This window comes from Deinococcus sp. Arct2-2, from assembly GCF_004801315.1.
GTDB lineage: Bacteria > Deinococcota > Deinococci > Deinococcales > Deinococcaceae > Deinococcus.
Map to the genome: position 1 here is coordinate 1 of NZ_SSNW01000037.1, position 17,261 is coordinate 17,261.

The 17,261-nt window shown below is 62.3% G+C and carries 15 protein-coding genes; 6 read left to right on the forward strand and 9 right to left on the reverse strand.

What is annotated here, in order from left to right; all coding sequences use genetic code 11:
* Positions 1 to 202: 202 nt before the first annotated feature.
* The 3 genes from E7T06_RS14645 to glgP all read right to left on the reverse strand — a co-directional run bounded on the left by E7T06_RS14645 (position 203) and on the right by glgP (position 5,379).
* A complete protein-coding gene (locus E7T06_RS14645) occupies positions 203 to 1,384 on the reverse strand; it encodes an acetyl-CoA C-acyltransferase (protein WP_136366521.1) in 1,182 nt (393 codons plus the stop codon).
* A 257-nt stretch (positions 1,385 to 1,641) separates the two neighbouring features.
* A complete protein-coding gene (locus E7T06_RS14650) occupies positions 1,642 to 2,763 on the reverse strand; it encodes a glycosyltransferase family 4 protein (RefSeq protein WP_240741084.1) in 1,122 nt (373 codons plus the stop codon).
* A 99-nt stretch (positions 2,764 to 2,862) separates the two neighbouring features.
* Entirely contained in the window at positions 2,863 to 5,379 is a 2,517-nt protein-coding gene (gene glgP / locus E7T06_RS14655) for an alpha-glucan family phosphorylase (protein ID WP_136366522.1), read from the reverse strand.
* Positions 5,380 to 5,717: 338 nt separating this feature from the next.
* Here glgP and E7T06_RS14660 point away from each other — a divergent pair, with 338 nt between their 5' ends.
* Positions 5,718 to 6,188: a hypothetical protein gene (locus E7T06_RS14660; protein WP_136366562.1), complete on the forward strand. Its 471-nt coding sequence runs from the start codon at positions 5,718 to 5,720 to the stop codon at positions 6,186 to 6,188.
* Positions 6,189 to 6,673: 485 nt separating this feature from the next.
* On the opposite strand, the gene E7T06_RS14665 is transcribed toward E7T06_RS14660, so the two are convergent.
* The 6 genes from E7T06_RS14665 to E7T06_RS14690 all read right to left on the reverse strand — a co-directional run bounded on the left by E7T06_RS14665 (position 6,674) and on the right by E7T06_RS14690 (position 12,880).
* Positions 6,674 to 8,359: a bifunctional metallophosphatase/5'-nucleotidase gene (locus tag E7T06_RS14665; RefSeq protein ID WP_136366523.1), complete on the reverse strand. Its 1,686-nt coding sequence runs from the start codon at positions 8,357 to 8,359 to the stop codon at positions 6,674 to 6,676.
* Positions 8,360 to 8,788: 429 nt separating this feature from the next.
* Entirely contained in the window at positions 8,789 to 9,334 is a 546-nt protein-coding gene (locus tag E7T06_RS14670) for a DUF99 family protein (RefSeq protein WP_136366563.1), read from the reverse strand.
* Positions 9,335 to 9,351: 17 nt separating this feature from the next.
* Complete coding sequence (locus tag E7T06_RS14675) at positions 9,352 to 10,572, reverse strand: aminotransferase class I/II-fold pyridoxal phosphate-dependent enzyme (protein ID WP_136366524.1); 1,221 nt, start codon at positions 10,570 to 10,572, stop codon at positions 9,352 to 9,354.
* A 299-nt stretch (positions 10,573 to 10,871) separates the two neighbouring features.
* Complete coding sequence (locus tag E7T06_RS14680; protein WP_136366525.1) at positions 10,872 to 11,972, reverse strand: M23 family metallopeptidase; 1,101 nt, start codon at positions 11,970 to 11,972, stop codon at positions 10,872 to 10,874.
* 153 nt (positions 11,973 to 12,125) lie between these two features.
* Positions 12,126 to 12,569, reverse strand: coding sequence for a D-aminoacyl-tRNA deacylase (gene dtd / locus E7T06_RS14685; protein ID WP_136366526.1), 444 nt, complete (start codon positions 12,567 to 12,569; stop codon positions 12,126 to 12,128).
* Positions 12,569 to 12,880, reverse strand: coding sequence for a DUF1844 domain-containing protein (locus tag E7T06_RS14690; RefSeq protein ID WP_136366527.1), 312 nt, complete (start codon positions 12,878 to 12,880; stop codon positions 12,569 to 12,571). Before E7T06_RS14690 ends, dtd begins: the two co-directional genes overlap by 1 nt.
* 306 nt (positions 12,881 to 13,186) lie before the next feature.
* Here E7T06_RS14690 and E7T06_RS14695 point away from each other — a divergent pair, with 306 nt between their 5' ends.
* From E7T06_RS14695 to E7T06_RS14715, 5 genes are all read left to right on the forward strand, one after another.
* Positions 13,187 to 13,975, forward strand: a complete 789-nt coding sequence (locus E7T06_RS14695; RefSeq protein ID WP_240741086.1) for a molybdenum cofactor biosynthesis protein B — start codon at positions 13,187 to 13,189, stop codon at positions 13,973 to 13,975.
* Entirely contained in the window at positions 13,968 to 14,774 is an 807-nt protein-coding gene (locus E7T06_RS14700) for a hypothetical protein (protein WP_240741087.1), read from the forward strand. The genes E7T06_RS14695 and E7T06_RS14700 overlap by 8 nt, the downstream gene beginning before the upstream one ends.
* Before the next feature lie 426 nt (positions 14,775 to 15,200).
* Positions 15,201 to 16,307 carry a tRNA pseudouridine(13) synthase TruD gene (locus E7T06_RS14705; protein WP_136366529.1) on the forward strand — a complete coding sequence of 369 codons (1,107 nt, stop codon included), beginning with the start codon at positions 15,201 to 15,203 and terminating at the stop codon, positions 16,305 to 16,307.
* Complete coding sequence (locus tag E7T06_RS14710; RefSeq protein WP_136366530.1) at positions 16,304 to 16,672, forward strand: hypothetical protein; 369 nt, start codon at positions 16,304 to 16,306, stop codon at positions 16,670 to 16,672. Before E7T06_RS14705 ends, E7T06_RS14710 begins: the two co-directional genes overlap by 4 nt.
* Complete coding sequence (locus E7T06_RS14715; protein ID WP_136366531.1) at positions 16,669 to 17,232, forward strand: DUF3293 domain-containing protein; 564 nt, start codon at positions 16,669 to 16,671, stop codon at positions 17,230 to 17,232. Before E7T06_RS14710 ends, E7T06_RS14715 begins: the two co-directional genes overlap by 4 nt.
* The last annotated feature ends 29 nt before the right edge of the window (positions 17,233 to 17,261 follow it).

Here is a 17,261-nt window from a genome sequence, read left to right on the forward strand (position 1 = left end):
CTTTCAGCGTAATCAAAAGCGATATTACGCCAATAGGCTTAACCCGAACTCACGTTTAGAGGGGAGGACAACTGCTTGTGCGCTCCCCTTAAGGGGGCTGGCTGCGCAGCAGACTGGGGGGTTCACCTTCCAAGCCAGCCGTAACCACACAGAAAAAGGCGGAAAGCACCAAGCTTCCCGCCCTCCTCTCCATCAAACTTCTTTACAACACCTCGAACAGGCCCGCTGCGCCCATGCCGCCACCAACGCACATGGTCACCACCACATGCTTTGCGCCCCGGCGTTTGCCTTCTATCAGGGCGTGCCCGGTCAGGCGTGCGCCGCTCATGCCGTAGGGGTGGCCCACGCTGATGCTGCCGCCGCTGACGTTGTATTTTTCGGGGTCGATGCCCAGTTGGTCACGGCAATAGATCGCCTGCACCGCAAAGGCTTCGTTCAGTTCCCACAGGTCGATGTCGGCCACACTCAGACCATGCCGCTTGAGCAGCTTGGGCACGGCGAACACGGGGCCGATGCCCATTTCGTCGGGTTCGCAGCCATGCACGGCAAAGCCCTTAAACAGTCCCAGCGGTTGCAGGCCACGCTCGCGGGCAAGGTCACTGCTCATGACCACGCAGGCCGACGCGCCGTCGCTGAGTTGCGAGGCATTGCCCGCCGTGATGACGCCGCCCTCAATGACGGGTTTGAGCTTGGCAAGTCCTTCCAAGTTGGTGTCAGGACGGTTGCCTTCATCCTGCGTCACAGTCACTTCACGGCTGGAAATCTCGCCGGTGGCCTTGTCCTGCACCTTCATCGAAGCGGTCATGGGCACGATTTCGGCGTCGAATCGGCCTTCACGCTGGGCGGCGGCGGTGCGCTGCTGGCTTTGCAGGCCGTATTCATCCTGCACCTCGCGGGAAATGCCGTAGCGTTTGGCCACCACTTCGGCGGTTTGCAGCATGGGCATATAGATTTCGGGCTTGTGTTGTTGCAGCCACTCCCCGATCAGGCGGTACTTATTGGCGTGCTCGTTTTGCGTCAGGCTGATGCTTTCCATGCCGCCCGCCACGTACACGTCGCCCTGCCCCGCCATGACGTGATTGGCCGCCAGAGCGATAGTTTGCAGGCCGCTAGAGCAAAAGCGGTTAACCGTAACGCCCGAGACGCTCACCGGAAAGCCGCTTCGCAGCGCAATTTGGCGGGCGATATTGCTGCCCGTCGCACCTTCGGGATTGCCAGAGCCGAAAATAATGTCTTCAATTTCGGCAGGGTCAATTCCGGCCCGTTGCACGGCGTTCGTCACTGCATGTGCGCCGATGTCGGAACCGTGAGTGTCGTTCAGGTAGCCCCGGTAGGCTTTGCCGATGGGCGTGCGGGCCGTAGAAACAATGACGGCTTCTGGCATGGGAGAACTCCTTGAAATGCATAGCTGGGCAAAGTTGCCCGTGAGGGGCGAGGAGTGGATTTGGACTGAGTTCAGTTTACGGCTTTTGGATGCAGAACTGGTGCGGTAACGCTGCGGCAGTTCAACCCCCCGTTGCTGGCGCAACGCCCCCCCTTAGACTTGAAAAGCTCCGCAGGAGAGGTGGGGACTTCACAGCTTTTGCACTCTCCTCAAGCGGCGCGGAATCGTCCACCCCACATGCTTGCCAAACCGTGAAATCAATGCAAGTTGGTTTCTGCTGAAATTGCCCCACGCAACACCTCCGCCAACCGCTGCGCCGTAGCTTCCAGCGTGTGCCGCTCCAGCACCCGTGCGCGGGCGGCGGCTCCCAACTGCTGGGCGCGGTCTGGGTGGTCAGCCAGTCGGCGCAGCGCCAGTGCCAGCAGCGGCGGTTGCGGCGATATCAACAGGCCATGCACGCCCTGTTCGATCAGTTCGGCCTGTGCGGGAATATCGGTAGTGACCACAGGCAGGCCCGACGCCATAGCTTCCAGCGTCACCAACGATTGGTTCTCGGCCAGCGTGGGTTGCAGCAGGGCGTCCGAGGCCCGGTACAGTTCGGGCATCTCCCAGCGGCGGCCCAGAAAGCGCACATTCTTTAGCCGCAGCGTGCGCTGAAGCCGGGTGACTACACTCCCCAGCGGCGAATCCATATCGCCCACGAACACGAAGTCTAGGCCGGGAGCATGACGGGCCGCCCGCAACGCCGCCAACTGGTTTTTTTCGGGCGCAAACCGCCCCGGCACCAGCACCGTAAAGCGCGTAAACCCGAATTCTGCCCGCAAGATGGCGCGTTCATCGGGTGTGGCAGGCCGATACCGCTGAGTATCTACGCCGTTGGGCACGTATCCGGCCACCGGGAGGCCCAACTGCTCGGATAAAAAGGCTTGCCCCCACGCCGACACCGTGAGCAGGCCATCGGCCCCGCGGAGGCCCCGGCTCTTTGTGTGGCGGTACACTGTGCGGTACCAAGGGCGCAGGCCCAGCGGATAGTGGTAGTCCAACTGATCGTGAATCATCACCACTTTTGGCTGGGCCAGTGCAGGCAGCACGCGGGTATAGGTTCCGGCATCCCATGCCTGCACCACACGCAGGGCAGATGGGCGGGTCAAGTCGGGTAAGTGGGCCGGGTCGCTGTAGCGCGTAGTCGGCACGCCCGCCGCCCCGAACCGCGACGCCAATTCATTCAACGCCGCGTGTTGGGGCAAAAACACCGCTGGGGCTATTCCAAGTGCCCCCAAACGCGGCAGCACTTCCAGCAGCCACACCTCACTTCCGGCCACGCGGGGAGCGTCGGTGAGGAAGGCAACAGTAAGGGCAGGCAGGGCAGCAACGGACACCGGGCCAGTGTAGGCGAAGAGAAGAAACCGGAGAGGCAGGCTCGTTCGCCCACTTCTCCGGTTCGTTCCTGCTTTGACTCTTAACTCACGCCCACTTGATTAAGCCCATTTAATTAGGCCCAGTTCCAACTCGTTGCTCAGGCCAGCGATTTCGGGCACCATGCGGACGCCGATGGAATACAGGCCGCTGTCTTTCAGGGGCACCTGCGCCGTGTAAGTGTTGTTTTGGGTGTAGGTCAGCGGCACGCGGATTCGGTGTTCGCCCCGCGACAGCACGGCTTCTACCTTCAGTTCTTCGGGGTGGATGCCCGCCGGGTTCACGTTGGCGGTCACGGTGACGGTTTGGCCGGGTTGCGCGGTGGTGGGCAGATCGGCGTTGGCCGTGATCTGGGTATGGGGCCACTGCTGGCGCACCCACGTCTTCCAACCGGCGATTTGGCGGGCACTGGCGCTATTGTCGGCGGCCACTGCTGCGCCGCGCACGCTGAGGGGAATGTAGTACTGGCGCACATAATCGATCACCTGACGCTGCATAGAAAAGCGCGGGCTACAGGTTTCGATGGCGCGGCGAACGGTGTGCGCCCAAGAGTCGGCTCCGGCCAACGTGCCGTAATAGCGGGGCACGATGTCGTTCTCGAGGTGGCTGTACAGGCTGTAGGCGTCGGCGTCGTCTTGCAGGTTCAGGTCGGCGTATTCGCGCTCATCGCCAATGGGCCAGCCGTTGGTGTTGTCGTAGCCTTCGCGCCACCAGCCGTCCAGCACGCTGAAATTGGGGCTGCCGTTAAAGCTGGCCTTCATACCGCTCGTGCCCGACGCTTCCAGCGGGCGGCGAGGGTTGTTCAGCCAGATGTCCACGCCCTGCACCAAATGACGGGCCACATTCATGTCGTAGTTTTCCAGAATCACGATCTTGCCCCGGAATTCGGGTTCCTGCGACACGCGGTAGATTTCTTGAATAAAGGCCTTGCCGGGGTTGTCGGCGGGGTGGGCCTTGCCTGCAAACACGAACTGCACCGGGCGCTCCGGGTTGTTGATGATGGCGTTCAGGCGGGCCTTGTCTCGGAACAGCAAGGTGGCCCGTTTGTAGGTGGCAAAGCGGCGGGCAAAGCCGATGGTCAGGGCGTTTTCGGAGAGCAGGTTCTCGGTGGCGGCCACATCTGCCGCACTGGCCCCGTTTCTGAGCATCTGCTCACGCTGGCTGCTCCGCACGAAGGCGATCATTTCGCGCTTCATGGTGCGCTGCACGTCGCTGAGTTGCGCATCGCTCAGGCCGTCTACCGCCTTCCACATGTCTTCGTCTTCTAGGCGCTCCGTCCAGTCGGCGGGCAGCACGGTTCCCAACAGGTCGCGCATGGCCTGAGAAGTAAAGGTCAGGTTGTGCGCCCCGTTGGTGACGTGGCCGATGGGGACTTCTTCGGGGGTGGCCCCTTCGTACAGGAAATTCCACATTTTGCGGCTGACTTCGCCGTGCAGTTCCGAAACGCCGTTGGCAGCGCGGCTCATATTCAGGGCGAACACGGTCATGGAGAAGCTGGGAACCCAGTGGTTGTCCCAGAACTGATCGTGGCGGGCCAGGCCGTAGAGGTCGTCGCGGCCTGCGTTCATCAGCGCGGGCCACTTGCCGATGTACTTGTCCATCAATTCGTAGGTAAAGGCGTCGTTTCCGGCAGGCACGGGCGTATGGGTGGTAAACAGCGTGCTACTGGCTACCGTTTCTACGGCGCTGCGGAAGTCTAGGCCGCCTTCCACGAATTCCCGAATACGCTCCAAACCCATCAGGGCGGCGTGGCCTTCGTTCATGTGATACACGCTGGCGGGCACGTTCAGCACGCGCAGGGCACGGATTCCGGCTACGCCCAGCAACACGTACTGCTGAACGCGCAATTCCTGATTGCCGCCGTACAAGCGTGCCGTGAGCTTGCGGTCATCTTCGCTGTTTTCGGGCACGTTGGCGTCCAGCAAAATCACGCGGATTCGGCCAATTTGCAGGTTCCACAGGCGCACATGCACGTCGCGCAGGCCAATGTTGACCTTCACGCGGGCCTGCGTGCCATCGGCCACTAGGGCGGGCGTGATGGGCAGCGTGGTCAGGTCAAGCTCATCGTAGGCTTCTTCTTGCCAGCCGTCTTTATTGAACAGTTGCCGGAAATAGCCCTGATGAAACAGCATGCCCACCGCCGTAAAAGGCAAATCGAGGTCAGACGCGCTCTTGCAGTGATCGCCCGCCAACACGCCGAGGCCGCCCGAATAGATCGGCAAAGACTCGTGATAGGCATACTCCATGCTGAAGTAGGCCACCGGCTTCAGGTTCGTGGCGTTTTTGGTGGCCCACGTGTCCTTCTTGTTCATATAGGCGTCAAAATCGGCCATGACCTGCGTGTAGCGGGCCACATAGGCAGGATCGGCGGCCACTTCCAGCAGGCGCTCCTGCGGGACTTCCAGCAGGGTACGAACCGGGTTGCGCTGGAAGCGCTCCCAAGTGGCGGCGTCCAGTTCCGAATACAGGGCTTGGGCGTGCGGAGTCCAAGACCAGTACAGGTTGTAAGCGAGTTCTGAAAGCCGTGCGATGGCCTCCGGCAGTTGAGGCAAGACGGTCACTTTCCCGATAACGTTCATACACTCTGAGCTTACACCATTCCCACCCATTCTCCTGTTTTGCCCAAGCCCGTACCAGACGCATAAAATACACGCTGTCCATACATCTTGGGCTACATGAGGAGATGACCGGGTGTGAAAAACCTCACTGAACTTTGGGGTGTGTCAATTGGCCCCGGCATGACCTTCACTGAGAAACAGCAAGCGCGGTTTGGATTGAGGCCATTTGCTAGGCTATGGGTCATGCGAACTGTTGGGACTCACGGGGAAGGAGCGCAGGTCAGGAGTGATCTGCTTTGCCTGTGTTCCACGCTAGAACGGTGGAATCTTGGGCCGCTCCCCTTGCACACGGGCCGAGCATGACCGCTGCTGGCCCGCCAGACCCCCAAGCCGCCCTGATGCAGGAAGGAGACCGGCTGGCGCAGCAATTGACGCAAACGCTGCGAATTCAGAACGGCGATCAGGAACGGCTGTCGCTGGTGGGCCGTAGCCTCGCCGTGAATCTGATTCAGTCGCTCATTCCCACCATCGAACAAATTACGCGCCATGCGGGGAAACCGCTGCACGCCGTACTGACCACCGACGAACGGGGGCGGGCGTTGGTGCAAACCATAACCCCAGACGGAGAAATCCGCGCCCGCTTGCCCGCCGAAGACCTCTTGGAAGACTTGCTGTACACGCGGGGCCGCCTGCATCCGGTGGTGCAGGCCCACTTACAAGACGCCCTGAGCGGCAGCGAGCATCACGCGACCCGCGCCCTTGCCGACGCCCTCAGGAGCAAAGTGGTGCTGGAGGCGCTCCGGCGCACGTTGACCCGGCTGATGCGGTGAGGTAAGGGTCTAAGGAAGGGCAATCGCTTCGCTCACTTCCCCTCACCCCGCTACTATCGTAGCGCCCCTCTCTGCTGTGCAGCTCTGCGAGTCCCACTAGGGGCGAGGGCTAACGGCAAAAGCCAGAATCTGGTGCTTTTTGCTCCTCACCCTTGAGGGGGGAGGGGGTGAATGAGCAACGCGATTACCCTACCTCCACCTATTGATTCCTGTATATCTGAGCAACAGCCACTGACCGCTAAGCTCGGCAAGCTTTGAGCGTTGGCGATGGCGCGTAAACCCCCCAGTCTGCTGCGCAGCCAGCCCCCCTTGAGGGGAGCGCAAATGCTTTAGTTCCCACCTCTGAGGGGGGCGTTGCAAAGCAACGGGGGGGGTTCACCTTCCGGCTTAACAGTTCAAAGTGTTGCGCAACGAGGCAGGAATCAATAAAAAGAAGGCGAAGGCCTCAGCCCCCGCCCCTTAATTACCCAACTCTTGTCTAACGCTTACTTGGTTTTGATAATCCGGTTCTGTGCGCCGCCCGCCAACGCAGGGTTGGCTTTCACGTAGGCCACAAAAGCGTCCACGTCTACCAAGTTGGGCAACTGAAGCACGTTGGTGCCACTCTTGAAGATGAGGAACGAGTCGCCGCCCGCGCCGAGGAAGGAGTTGGCAACCACGCGGTAGGACTTGGCAGGATCGAGGGTTTCGCCGTTCAGCTTGATGCTGGCGGCGTCCACGCGGCTTCCGGCAGCGGCGGTGGAATCGTAGCTGTAGCCGAAGCCGCTGCTGACCTGTAACATCCGGCTGCTGCCCGCTTGAGGGTTGTCGAACTGCTGCTCCAGCAAGGTCTTGATCTGTGCGCCCGTGAGATCGAGGACGGTCAGGGTGTTGCCGAAGGGCTGTACGGCGTATACATCACCGAAGGTAGCCACGTTGCCCGTAGCGCTGGCGTTCAGGTCGGCGCGGATGCCGCCGGGGTTCATGAACGCGATCACGGTGCCCCGGTCTTTGGTAGCGGCCAGTTGCGAATCGGCAATCACGTCACCCAGCGCACTTTCTCCGGCGGCATTGGCGGTGCGGCTGATGCTGGCGGCGGCCAACGTGCCCACAGGCGTCAGTTTCACGGCGTCGGTCAGGCTCTTGGCTTTGGTCAGCAGGGCGGTCATGCCTGCGTCTTTGGGCATCGTGCGCGTATCCATGACCACGTTGGCGGCCTGAATGCTCAGCAACTTGTGGTTGGCCTTGTCTACGGTCAGGTCAAGGCGCTGAAGCAGGTGGCCGTAAAAGTCGCCCTGAATGACGGGGCGCCCACCGACGAGGCAGTTGTAGCCCTGATGGGTATGCCCGCTGACCACGGCGCTGACGGCAGGATCAAGCTTGTTCATGATGTCCACGATGGGGCCGGTGAGGGTTCCGCAGGCGGGCTGGGCAAAGCCGTCGGTGGCCGTGCCGCCCTGATGGATCAGCACGATGATGGCGTCCACGTTTTGGCGCTTCAGCGCGGGCACGTACTTGTTGATGCTGCTGGCTTCATCAAGGAAGTTGAGGGTGGCAATGCCGTCAGGGCTGACGATACCGGGCGTGTCTTTGAGGACTGCGCCGATAAAGCCGATCTTCGCGCCGCCCACGTTTTCGACGTAGGTGGGCGAGAACACGGGCTGGCCGCTGGTTTTGTCCACCACGTTCGCGCCGATCCACTTGAAGCCTGCGCCGGGGTAAGGGTTCTCGAACTTACAGGCTTTGGAGGCATCGTTGCTGTCACAGCCGCCGTTTTGCATCCGGAGCAGTTCTTTGTAGCCCTGATCGAACTCGTGGTTGCCCAGAGAACTGGCCTTCATTCCCATGCGGCTCAGGGCCAACACGCTGGGTTCGTCGCGCAACAGGCTGCTGGTGATAGGGCTTGCGCCGATCAGGTCGCCCGCACCGACAAACACGAGGTTGGCGTTCTTGGCCCGCTCCTGCGCCAAGTAGCCGCCGATAGCCTCGATGCCGCCCGCCCGCAGGCTCACAGTTTTGGTGGCATCGGCAGGATCAGGAATCTTGACGCCCGCAAAAGACGTGGCCTCCAAGTTGCCGTGAAAGTCGTTCAGGCCGACGACGGTGACGCTGACAGGATCGGCAGGACGGCTAAACAAGCTGCAAGAAGACAGAGTAAGAGCCGCGCCGATGAGCATGAGGTTGGTTTTCATTCACTGAGCAGAGTAGGAGTCTGCTGTCAGAGATGCGTGAATTTTTGGGGAAATGAAGGCTGGATTAAGTTACGGATGGGCAGACATGGGGCTGGGAGTTATTGGGGCGTTGGTCTAAGGGTCGAAGAGTCGAGGGTCTAATACGAGATTAAAAGAGTCCCGAACATAACTTGTTCCCTCTCCACCTGTGGGAGAGGGGCGCTGCACCGCAGCGGGGTGAGGGGGCATGCGAGCGGCGTACCTGCCCCATCTCAAGGGTTCAATTTAATCTCGTCTAAGGTGCTGGGGCGATAGCGTTTTCTTTGGAGCTCCTCTCGTCAGTGGCTCCACCAGTAACACAACGGCAAGGCATACAAGATTGCCCTTACCCTTCTTAGACCCTTCGACCCTAGACCCTTAGACGCCCTTCCCATCAGCTAAACCCCACCCCTACACCCGCTGCCCAACACTACTGCCCCGCGTGACGCCGCCCGCGATCAGGTGGGCGGCCCGCAGCGGTTCGGGAATGCGGCCCGTAAACGTCAGTGCGCCTAGCGCGGCTTCAGCTTCCGGCAAGCTGAGGCCTGCGCGCTGCACCTGTACGCCCCGGCAAGGTTCCATAGGGCCGAGGGCTTCTATTAAGCGCCATTTGCGTGCGCCGCCCGGCACTTGGGTTAGTAGGGCGGCGCGTATTCGGGGCAAATTGGGCGGCTTACGGGCCACGATCAGCACCGGGAGTCCGGTAGCCGCATATAAGGCTGGTGCGTCTACCACGTTAAATCCGGCCAGCGCCACGCCTTGCAGCAAGATCAGATGCAGGTGTTCGGATGCGCCGCTGAGGGCCACCAACCGCGCCAGTTCAGTGGTGCTGTTGCGCCCATCGCGCCGTACCCGCCCACTGACTACCGCGTGCAAGTCCCGGCGGGCAAACACCGTGCCGAACACGGCCACGTTTCCCCGGTGACTCCGCTCGAAGGGGGCGTCGTCGAATCCGATGGCGTGCGAGAACTGCCTTATGCCTGCCCACCGTCCAGCGCGTATTCGAGATCGCCCAGCAAATCTCCGATGTCTTCTATGCCGATGCTGAGGCGCAGCAGATTGGGCGTGATGCCGAGGCGGCGGCGTTCGGGTTCGGGGAGGGCACGGTGCGAAGTGCCCCAAGGCCAAGACAGGGTGGTGATCACGTCGGCAAGGCTGGGAGCCAGCGGAATCCGGCCTGCCAGCGAACGCACGAAGGCTGGGGCGTCGTCTATATCGGCGCTGAGCATGCCGCCAAAGCCGTTGGGGTACAAGTCCATCGCAAGGTGAAATTGGGGGTGATCGGACAGGCCGGGATGGTACACGGCCCGCACGCGGGGATGATTGACCAGCACATCGGCCACTGCCTGCGCATTGCCGCTGTGGGCGCGCATTCTGAGGCCCAACGTTTTCAGGCCTTGCAGCGTCATCCATGCATCGAAGGCGCTCATGCTGCCGCCGTAGCGCAGCAACCGGGTGCGGGCGGCGGCCACCAGATCGGCGCGGCCACACACCACTCCGCCCATCGCGTTGCTGTGCCCACTCAGGTACTTGCTGACACTGTGCGTGATCAGGTCTGCGCCGTGCTGGGCAGGCCGGAACACGGCGGGGCTGGCAAAGGTGTTGTCGACGCTGAGGAGTGCGCCGCGTGCGTGTGCGAGGCGTGCCAGTGCGGGCACAGCGGGCACGGTCATCAGGGGATTGGTCAGGCTTTCTACGTGCAGCAAACGTGTTTCGGGCCGGAAGGCGGCTTCCACTTCTTCCAAGTTGCAGGCGTCCACAAAGGAAACGGCAATGCCGAGACGTGGGAATTCTTCGGCCAGCAGCGCGTAAGTGACGCCGTACACGCGGGCATCGGTAATGACATGATCGCCCGTTTTGAGCACGCCCAAGAACGCCGAACTGATGGCCGCCATGCCGCTGGCCGCCACCAGCGCCGCTTCGGTGCCTTCCAGCATTGCCAATGCCCGTTCCAGTGTGGCTCCGTTGGGCGTGCCGTTGCGGTAATAGAACGCGCTGGGCTGTGCGCCGCTCATGGACGCTTCCAGCGCCTCTAGGTCAGGGTAGGCGTAGACGGTGGACTGATAAATGGGTTCCACCAGCGCCGTACTCCCGTTGGGCCGTGCCACCTCTCCCGCACGGGCGGCCAGCGTGGTGGTGTCGTAAGTCGGATGGGGAGCGGGCGGCTGTGTTGGCGGCTGGGCGGGGTCGGTCATGGGAGTGAGGATAGGGGATGGAATGGCGCGTGAGTGGTCAGTGGTGAGTAGTCAGTGGGAACAACACTGAATCAGACACAGTTTTAATCATTCTTGGCTCGTTTGGTAACGCTGTAGACGAGATTGAGCTGGAAGGTGAACCCCCCCGTTGCTGGCGCAACGCCCCCCCTTAGAGGTGGGGACCTCACAGCTGTTGCGCTCCCCTCAAGGTGGGCTGGCTGCGAACTGGTAAAGCTCCGCAGGAGAGCAGACTGGGGGGTTCACACGGGATCGTCAGTCTTTCAACTTCCCCATATCCCTTATCTGGGCCACAGCCGGTTCATCCAGCCCGCCGGACTGGTGGCCTCGCCGCGCACACGTACCTCTAGGTGCAGGTGTGGCCCAGCGCTCAGGCCTGTGGTGCCCACCTCACCGATTTTCTGGCCCCGTGTGACTTTCTGGCCCACTTTCGCCAACACACGGCTTTGGTGAAAATACATGCTGACCACGCCCGCGCCGTGATCGATGACCACGAGGCCGCCACGCACCGGGTATTTTCCGGCAAGAACCACTGTGCCGTCGTTGATCGCCAGCACGGATGTTCCGGTGGGGGCGGGGTAATCGGTGCCGTAGTGGTAGGCCACCGGGCCGCCCGCGAGGTAGGTACGCGGTTGGCCGAAGCCCGAACTTGTGCCACGCGCCGTTGCCAGTGCCGGGGCGAAAGGCCGTGACCACACCTGCGGCGTGCGGCGGGCATAGGCTTTTTCTACGGCGGCTTCTTCGGCGGCGCGGGCAGGGTCTTGCAGCTTGTTGGTCACGCTGGCGGGCAAATTGAGGTGCTGAATCGGCTGATCGAGGCCCATCACGGGGATCTGCCCGCGCACCAGATCGCCCCCTACCCTGACCTCATAGACCACCGGAGTCGTTTTGCCCAGCACCACGCGCCCCGTCACCAAAAATTCGCCCGCCGCGCCGATGGGTTTCAGCACTTCGTTGGGCCTCCGGACATCCTCACCCACTTCGCTGGGAAAACGCACGGTGGCCTGCCCTGCCCGCGTCCCGCTCAGCCGCAGCGTAAAGCCGTCGCCCATTTTCAGGCTGGCGGGAACGCGCACCGTGACGCCTTGCAAGCTGGATGTTCCGGCGCTGGGCGCAGGAGGGGTAAGGGTAACTGAATTGGACGGAGCCGGAGTTGAAGGAGCCGCAGCAGGCGTGCCGCCGGGCAAGGTCAGGACTTGCCCTACTTTCAACGCCGTACCCGCCAAACGGTTCAGGCGCGTCAGTTCGGCCACAGTGGTTTCGTTGGCACGGGCCACCGAATACAGCGTATCGCCCGCTTTGACAGTGTAAGAAGCGGCCCCAGCAGCGCCGAGCAGCAGCAGGGAAACGAGGATGGCGCGGCGAAACACACGGCGGGTCATGTGTGCATGTTAGGGGGCAAGCGTGAGTGCCGTGTGGAAGGCATGAGAGCAGGCAAAACGGGTTGGCCATGCAGTAATCTGGATTGGGCTGAAAGGCCGTTCAGGTTGGCCTTCAAGCTGGGCAAAGCGAGCAGAAAAAAGACGGAATCCGTTTCATTCCGCCGTATCGAGCATCAGCGTGACCGGGCCGTCGTTGGTCAGGTCAAGAACCATGTGCGCCCCGAACACGCCTTCCTGCACCTCTACCCCGTGTGAGCGCAGGGCCGCATTGAATTCGGCGTACAGTGCGCGGGCATGATCGGGGGCGGCGGCCCCGCTGAAGCCCGGACGGTTGCCCCGGCGCGTGTCGGCATACAGGGTGAATTGGCTGATGCTGAGCACTGCTCCACCTGCATCGGCCAGCGCCAGATTCATCTTGCCCGCCGCATCGTTGAACACCCGCAGCTTCACTATTTTTTGGGCCAAGGCTGCCGCCGTCGCCGCTATATCGCCGGGAGCCACGCCCAGCAGCACCATAAATCCGGCCCCTACTTGCCCCGTGATCTGGCCCTCTACCGTGCAAGTTGCCCGCGTGACCCGTTGCAACACCGCCCGCATCAATTCCCGCTGTTGGGGCCGCCAAACATAGGCAGTTCGGTGGGCGGCGCGGGCTGCTCTTCTAGGCGGGCGCGGAGGCTGCCGATGGCTCCGGTCAGCAGATCGGCTTCTGTGAAGTCCAAGTTGCCACGGGTTTTTTCGGCCAGCATGGTCAGCAGTTTCAGGCTGCGTTCGGCGGTTTGGCGGGCGCGGCTTTGATCCAACAGGCCGTCGCGGGCGGCGCTGGCTGTGGCCGCATTCAGGTCGCCCAGCGCGGCTTCGGCAGTGGCCTGCAACGTATTCACGAGGCCTACAAATTCGGGGTGAGGCATAGCGGGCAGTGTAAAGCATGGGGGAAAAGGGGATTTGTGTAAGGGGATTTGTGTTGGGTGGATTTGGGTTGGAAGGTGAACCCACCCGTTGCTCCGCAACGCCCCCCCTTGAGGGGAGGACAAGGGCTGTTGCGCTCTCCTTAAGGGGGGCTGGCTGCGCAGCAGACTGGGGGGTTCACCTTCCAGCACCAAATGCAACCCCCCAATTCCTCCCCCCACCCAAACCACCCGACTAAGCAAAAAGACTGAACCAAGCGTAAGCCTGTGCCTGTGCGGGCAGGCGGGCCGGGAAGTATCGTAGGGGATATGCCGGATTCGAGCCGCCCGCCCACTTCTTCCCCACTGACCGAATCGGCGGCTGTCCAATCGGTTGCCCAGTCCCCTTCTGGTCAGGGATCAACGCTGCCGGGGACGGTGTCTATTGCCAAAACGGCCCACCACGTCGCGGCGGCGTCTGCGCCTGTGCGGGTGGCCGTGCTGATCGTTTCCGATACGCGCACGCCCGACACCGATACCAGCGGCCAATACCTGCTGGCCGAGTTGCGGGCGTTGGGGCATCAGGTCACGTCGTACCGGATCGTGAAAGACGACGCTGTAGAAATCCGCGCCGCATTGGTGGCCTTCGTGCGCGAGGCAACCATTGTTATCAGCAGCGGCGGCACCGGCATCACCGGGCGCGACGTGACTATTCCGGTGGTGGAATCGCTGATTACCAAGCCTATTCCCGGCTTTGGCGAACTGTTCCGGATGCTGTCTTATGAACAGGTAGGCGGCGCGGCCATGCTGTCGCGGGCGGTGGCGGGCCTGTGCCGGGGCGCGGTGATTTTCGCCCTGCCCGGTAGCCTGAATGCCGTAACCACCGCTTGGGAAGGCCTGCTGAAATCCGAGCTGTCTCATCTGGCCTTTGAAGTGACGCGGCACGGGCAACCCGGCGTGACCGATCTGGGCGGGGCCAGCTTGAGCGGGGCCAACGTGGGCGGGGGCAGACCTGCGGGCAACACGGGATTAAGTGGGACAGCGACTTCTTCCAAGCCCGCTGCACCCAAAGCGCCCGAGCTTGGACGGCACAAACCGGGGGGCGGCACTGGTGCCTGACGTGGGTGGACTGGGCGGATTTCTGGCGGGCCTGACGCCTATTACGCGGGTGTCGGGAGCGTTTGCGGTCATCACAGTGTTGCTGGCGGCCTACTGGCTGCTACGGGTGGGGCGCGAGGCACGGCAGGCGCAGGTACCGCGTGTAGCGTGGTGGAGTGTACCGGGACTGGCGATGATGCTGTTCGCGCCTGTGCTGGACGTACCCGCGCTGTTCGGTATCGGGGCTGCCGTACTCTTGATCGCCGAATACTGGCCGGGAGCGTTTGCCTTTGCCGAGCGCAAACCGGGGGCGGCTTGGCCATTGGTGAGCCTGCTGTTGGGCGCGGCCCTGACGTTGGGCATCGTGCGTGCGCCGGAAGTAGACAGCGTGGCCGTCGGCGCGGCCCTGATGTTGCTGCTGGCCGGAGCAGGCGGCCTGATTTCCTCGGTGCTGTATCCGGCTGCACCTGCCCGCACTCCCGGCTTCGGCGTGCGCTGGCAAAAGGCGCAGTCGCCCGAACTTCCTGACCTGACCGTGACCCTCACCGAACACGGCGCACAACTCCGCAACGTGTCGCGCCGCACGCTGAATCTGGCCGGATGGTCGCCCGCCAGCGTAAATGGTTGGCTGCGGCTACGCGACGAAACCGGGCATCCCCTGAACACTCTGCGGGCAGGCCAGACCGCCTTTTTGCCGCTGGATGGACAGGAATCCGGCGTGCGGGTGTGGTACGTGACGGGCGACAAAGCCGCAAAACCGCTGCTCTTCCGCGCCGACTGGACGCCGCGTGTACATGCCAATTACCGGGTGCTGAACTGAGGACACGGTGATGGCAGGTAGGAAAGGCGTCTAAGAGTCGATGGTCTAAGAAAAGCTCAACACCTAGTCTGAAGCGGTTGCCCTCGCCCCCTTTGGAACTCGCAGCGCTGCGGAGTAAAGGGGCCACCCAGAGGCAAACCCCCCCGTTGCTGGCGCAACGCCCCCCCTTAGAGGGGAGGACAACAGCTTTTGCGCTCCCCTTGCCTGGGACAGCCCAAAGGGAGGGGGGCTGGCTGCGAACTGGTACAGCTCCGAAGGAGAGCAGACTGGGGGGTAGCCCGCAATCGTCAACTCTCTACGCCCCCAAGCTCAGCCGTAGAACGCGTACCAACCGGGATTTATCACACGGTAGCCCCCACTGCGGGCCTGCGCTGCCCCCACCGTTCTCATAACTGTACGCGGGACGGCGCGTATGGTGGCCTTATCGTGAGTTTGGTGTTTGACTGGTCGGCGCTCGCTGCTTCTACGGCAGGGCAAGGCACGGGGGGGACGCTCCGCCGCGTGCCAGAAGACTTCCGTGTAGATGAAGTGCCCGCCTATCTGCCTTCGGGCGAGGGCGAGCATCTGTTTGTGAGGCTGGAAAAGACGGGCCACACCACGTCGCATATGCTGCGCGAACTGACGGCCCATGTGGGCGTGCGTGACCGCGATGTGGGGGTGGCCGGACTCAAAGACCGCCACGCCGTAACCTCGCAGTGGATCAGCCTGCCGGGGAAAGTGGAGCGGCGACTGGAATCGTTTGCGATGGACGGCGTGCGCGTGCTGGAAACGGCGCGGCACGGCAACAAACTGGCGATGGGCCATCTGCACGGCAACCGCTTTGTGGTGCGGGTGCGGGACGCGGAAGGGACGGCAGCCGAGGCCGAGGCTACCCTCAGCCAGTTGGCGCGGGTGGGCGTGCCCAATTATTTTGGCCCGCAACGCTTTGGGCTGGGCGGCCTGAACGCCGAGGAAGGCTTACTGGTGCTGCGCGGAGAATCCAAAATTAAAGACCCCCGCGTGCGCCGTTTTCTGACCACCAGCGTGCAGAGCATGGTCTTCAACCGCTTTCTGAGCTTGAGGCTGGAGCGCGGGTTGTTTACGGCCCTGATTGCGGGCGATATGGCTAAAAAGCATGACACGGGCGGCGTGTTTTTGGTGGAAGACGCCGACGCTGAGCAAGGCCGCGCCGAAGCAGGCGAAGTGAGCGCCACAGGAACTCTTTTTGGCAAGAAGGTGAAACCGCTTACACTGGCCGCTGGAGAACTGGAAGCTGAAGCGTTGGCCGCGTTTGACCTCACGCCGGGGGTGTTCGCCTCGCGCCGGGGAGACCGCCGCCTGACACGGGTATTTTTGCAAGAACCACGACTGACCGCAGAAGACGACGGATTTACGGTGTCGTTCACTTTACCCAAAGGCAGCTTTGCCACCAGCGTGCTGCGCGAAATTATGAAAGTAGATATAGATACGTCCGAGTTGCCAGAAGACGCGGCAGACGAGGCCGCAGACGAAGCGAATCTGGACAGCACTCCGGCAAGCGAGGGAGACGCATGAAACCCACCCTGTTGACGATGATGTTGTTGCTCGGCTCCGCCCTAGCGCTGCAACTGCCCAATGCCACACTTAATCTGCGGCCTTCGTTTGCGGGCGCGGTGCTGGAAGGCCGGATCACCTCGGCCCGCGCCGATGAACTGCTGGGCGTGTGGAGCGGCGCGGGCCGGGGCCGACTGCTGAAATGCACGCCGCGCTGCACGGTCGTGAATACCATTCCGGTCAGCGGAACTGTGCTGATGAACGCCGATTCCGCCTACCGGGTGGCGCTGGGCGGTTCGTTCAAGCCGGGTCAGAAACTGATTTTGGTGCTGAAGTTCCGCGATCAGAAGATTCTGAACGTAAACGCCACCGTAGCGCGGCAATGAGCGAGGAGTTCCGGCCCATCAAATTTATTGCCCCCGAACCAGATCAGGCGCTCAGAGCGGCCTTTTTAGCCACCACCTACGGCCCGGTCTGGCACCGATTTCACCTCGGCACTGAATTGCAGCGCCGCCCCGAAGATGAACATGTGGAGGAGTTGGGGCCAGATTGGGCGGTGGGCCTGCGCTCTTGGGTCATCGTGACCGCGTGGAATCCGCACGGGCAACCCCAAGAGGAATGGGCCAACGCCGAAGCCCACCAACGCTTATTGGCCCGCGTGAGCCGCGCTGGATTGGTGCCCACGTTGGCCCAGAATGGCGACGGCCAATGGCGCGAAACCGCCCTGATTTTGCCGGGCGCCAACTTGCGCGACGGTATCCGCTTGGGCCGCGAATTTGCTCAGGCGGCGGTGCTGTACGGCGTGGGCAGGCGCGTGGCGTTGGTGTGGCTGGGCGCAGACCGCAGGAAAGTCAGCAGAGGCGGCGTAGACAGAAGGAGCGGGGATCGGTGCCGTGTGGAGCGGTACTGGGTGCAGGACGTGAATGCAGAGAATGGAACGCGCTAACCGTCTGCCTCAACTTCCACGTCGTCCAC

Coding starts and splice junctions, on each gene's coding strand:
- E7T06_RS14645 (WP_136366521.1), bottom strand. CDS start 1,384: ATGCCAGAAGCCGTCATTGTTTCTACGGCCCGCACGCCCATCGGCAAA.
- glgP (WP_136366522.1), bottom strand. CDS start 5,379: ATGAACGTTATCGGGAAAGTGACCGTCTTGCCTCAACTGCCGGAGGCC.
- E7T06_RS14660 (WP_136366562.1), top strand. CDS start 5,718: ATGACCGCTGCTGGCCCGCCAGACCCCCAAGCCGCCCTGATGCAGGAA.
- E7T06_RS14665 (WP_136366523.1), bottom strand. CDS start 8,359: ATGAAAACCAACCTCATGCTCATCGGCGCGGCTCTTACTCTGTCTTCT.
- E7T06_RS14675 (WP_136366524.1), bottom strand. CDS start 10,572: ATGACCGACCCCGCCCAGCCGCCAACACAGCCGCCCGCTCCCCATCCG.
- E7T06_RS14680 (WP_136366525.1), bottom strand. CDS start 11,972: ATGACCCGCCGTGTGTTTCGCCGCGCCATCCTCGTTTCCCTGCTGCTG.
- dtd (WP_136366526.1), bottom strand. CDS start 12,569: ATGCGGGCGGTGTTGCAACGGGTCACGCGGGCAACTTGCACGGTAGAG.
- E7T06_RS14690 (WP_136366527.1), bottom strand. CDS start 12,880: ATGCCTCACCCCGAATTTGTAGGCCTCGTGAATACGTTGCAGGCCACT.
- E7T06_RS14695 (WP_240741086.1), top strand. CDS start 13,187: ATGCCGGATTCGAGCCGCCCGCCCACTTCTTCCCCACTGACCGAATCG.
- E7T06_RS14710 (WP_136366530.1), top strand. CDS start 16,304: ATGAAACCCACCCTGTTGACGATGATGTTGTTGCTCGGCTCCGCCCTA.
- E7T06_RS14715 (WP_136366531.1), top strand. CDS start 16,669: ATGAGCGAGGAGTTCCGGCCCATCAAATTTATTGCCCCCGAACCAGAT.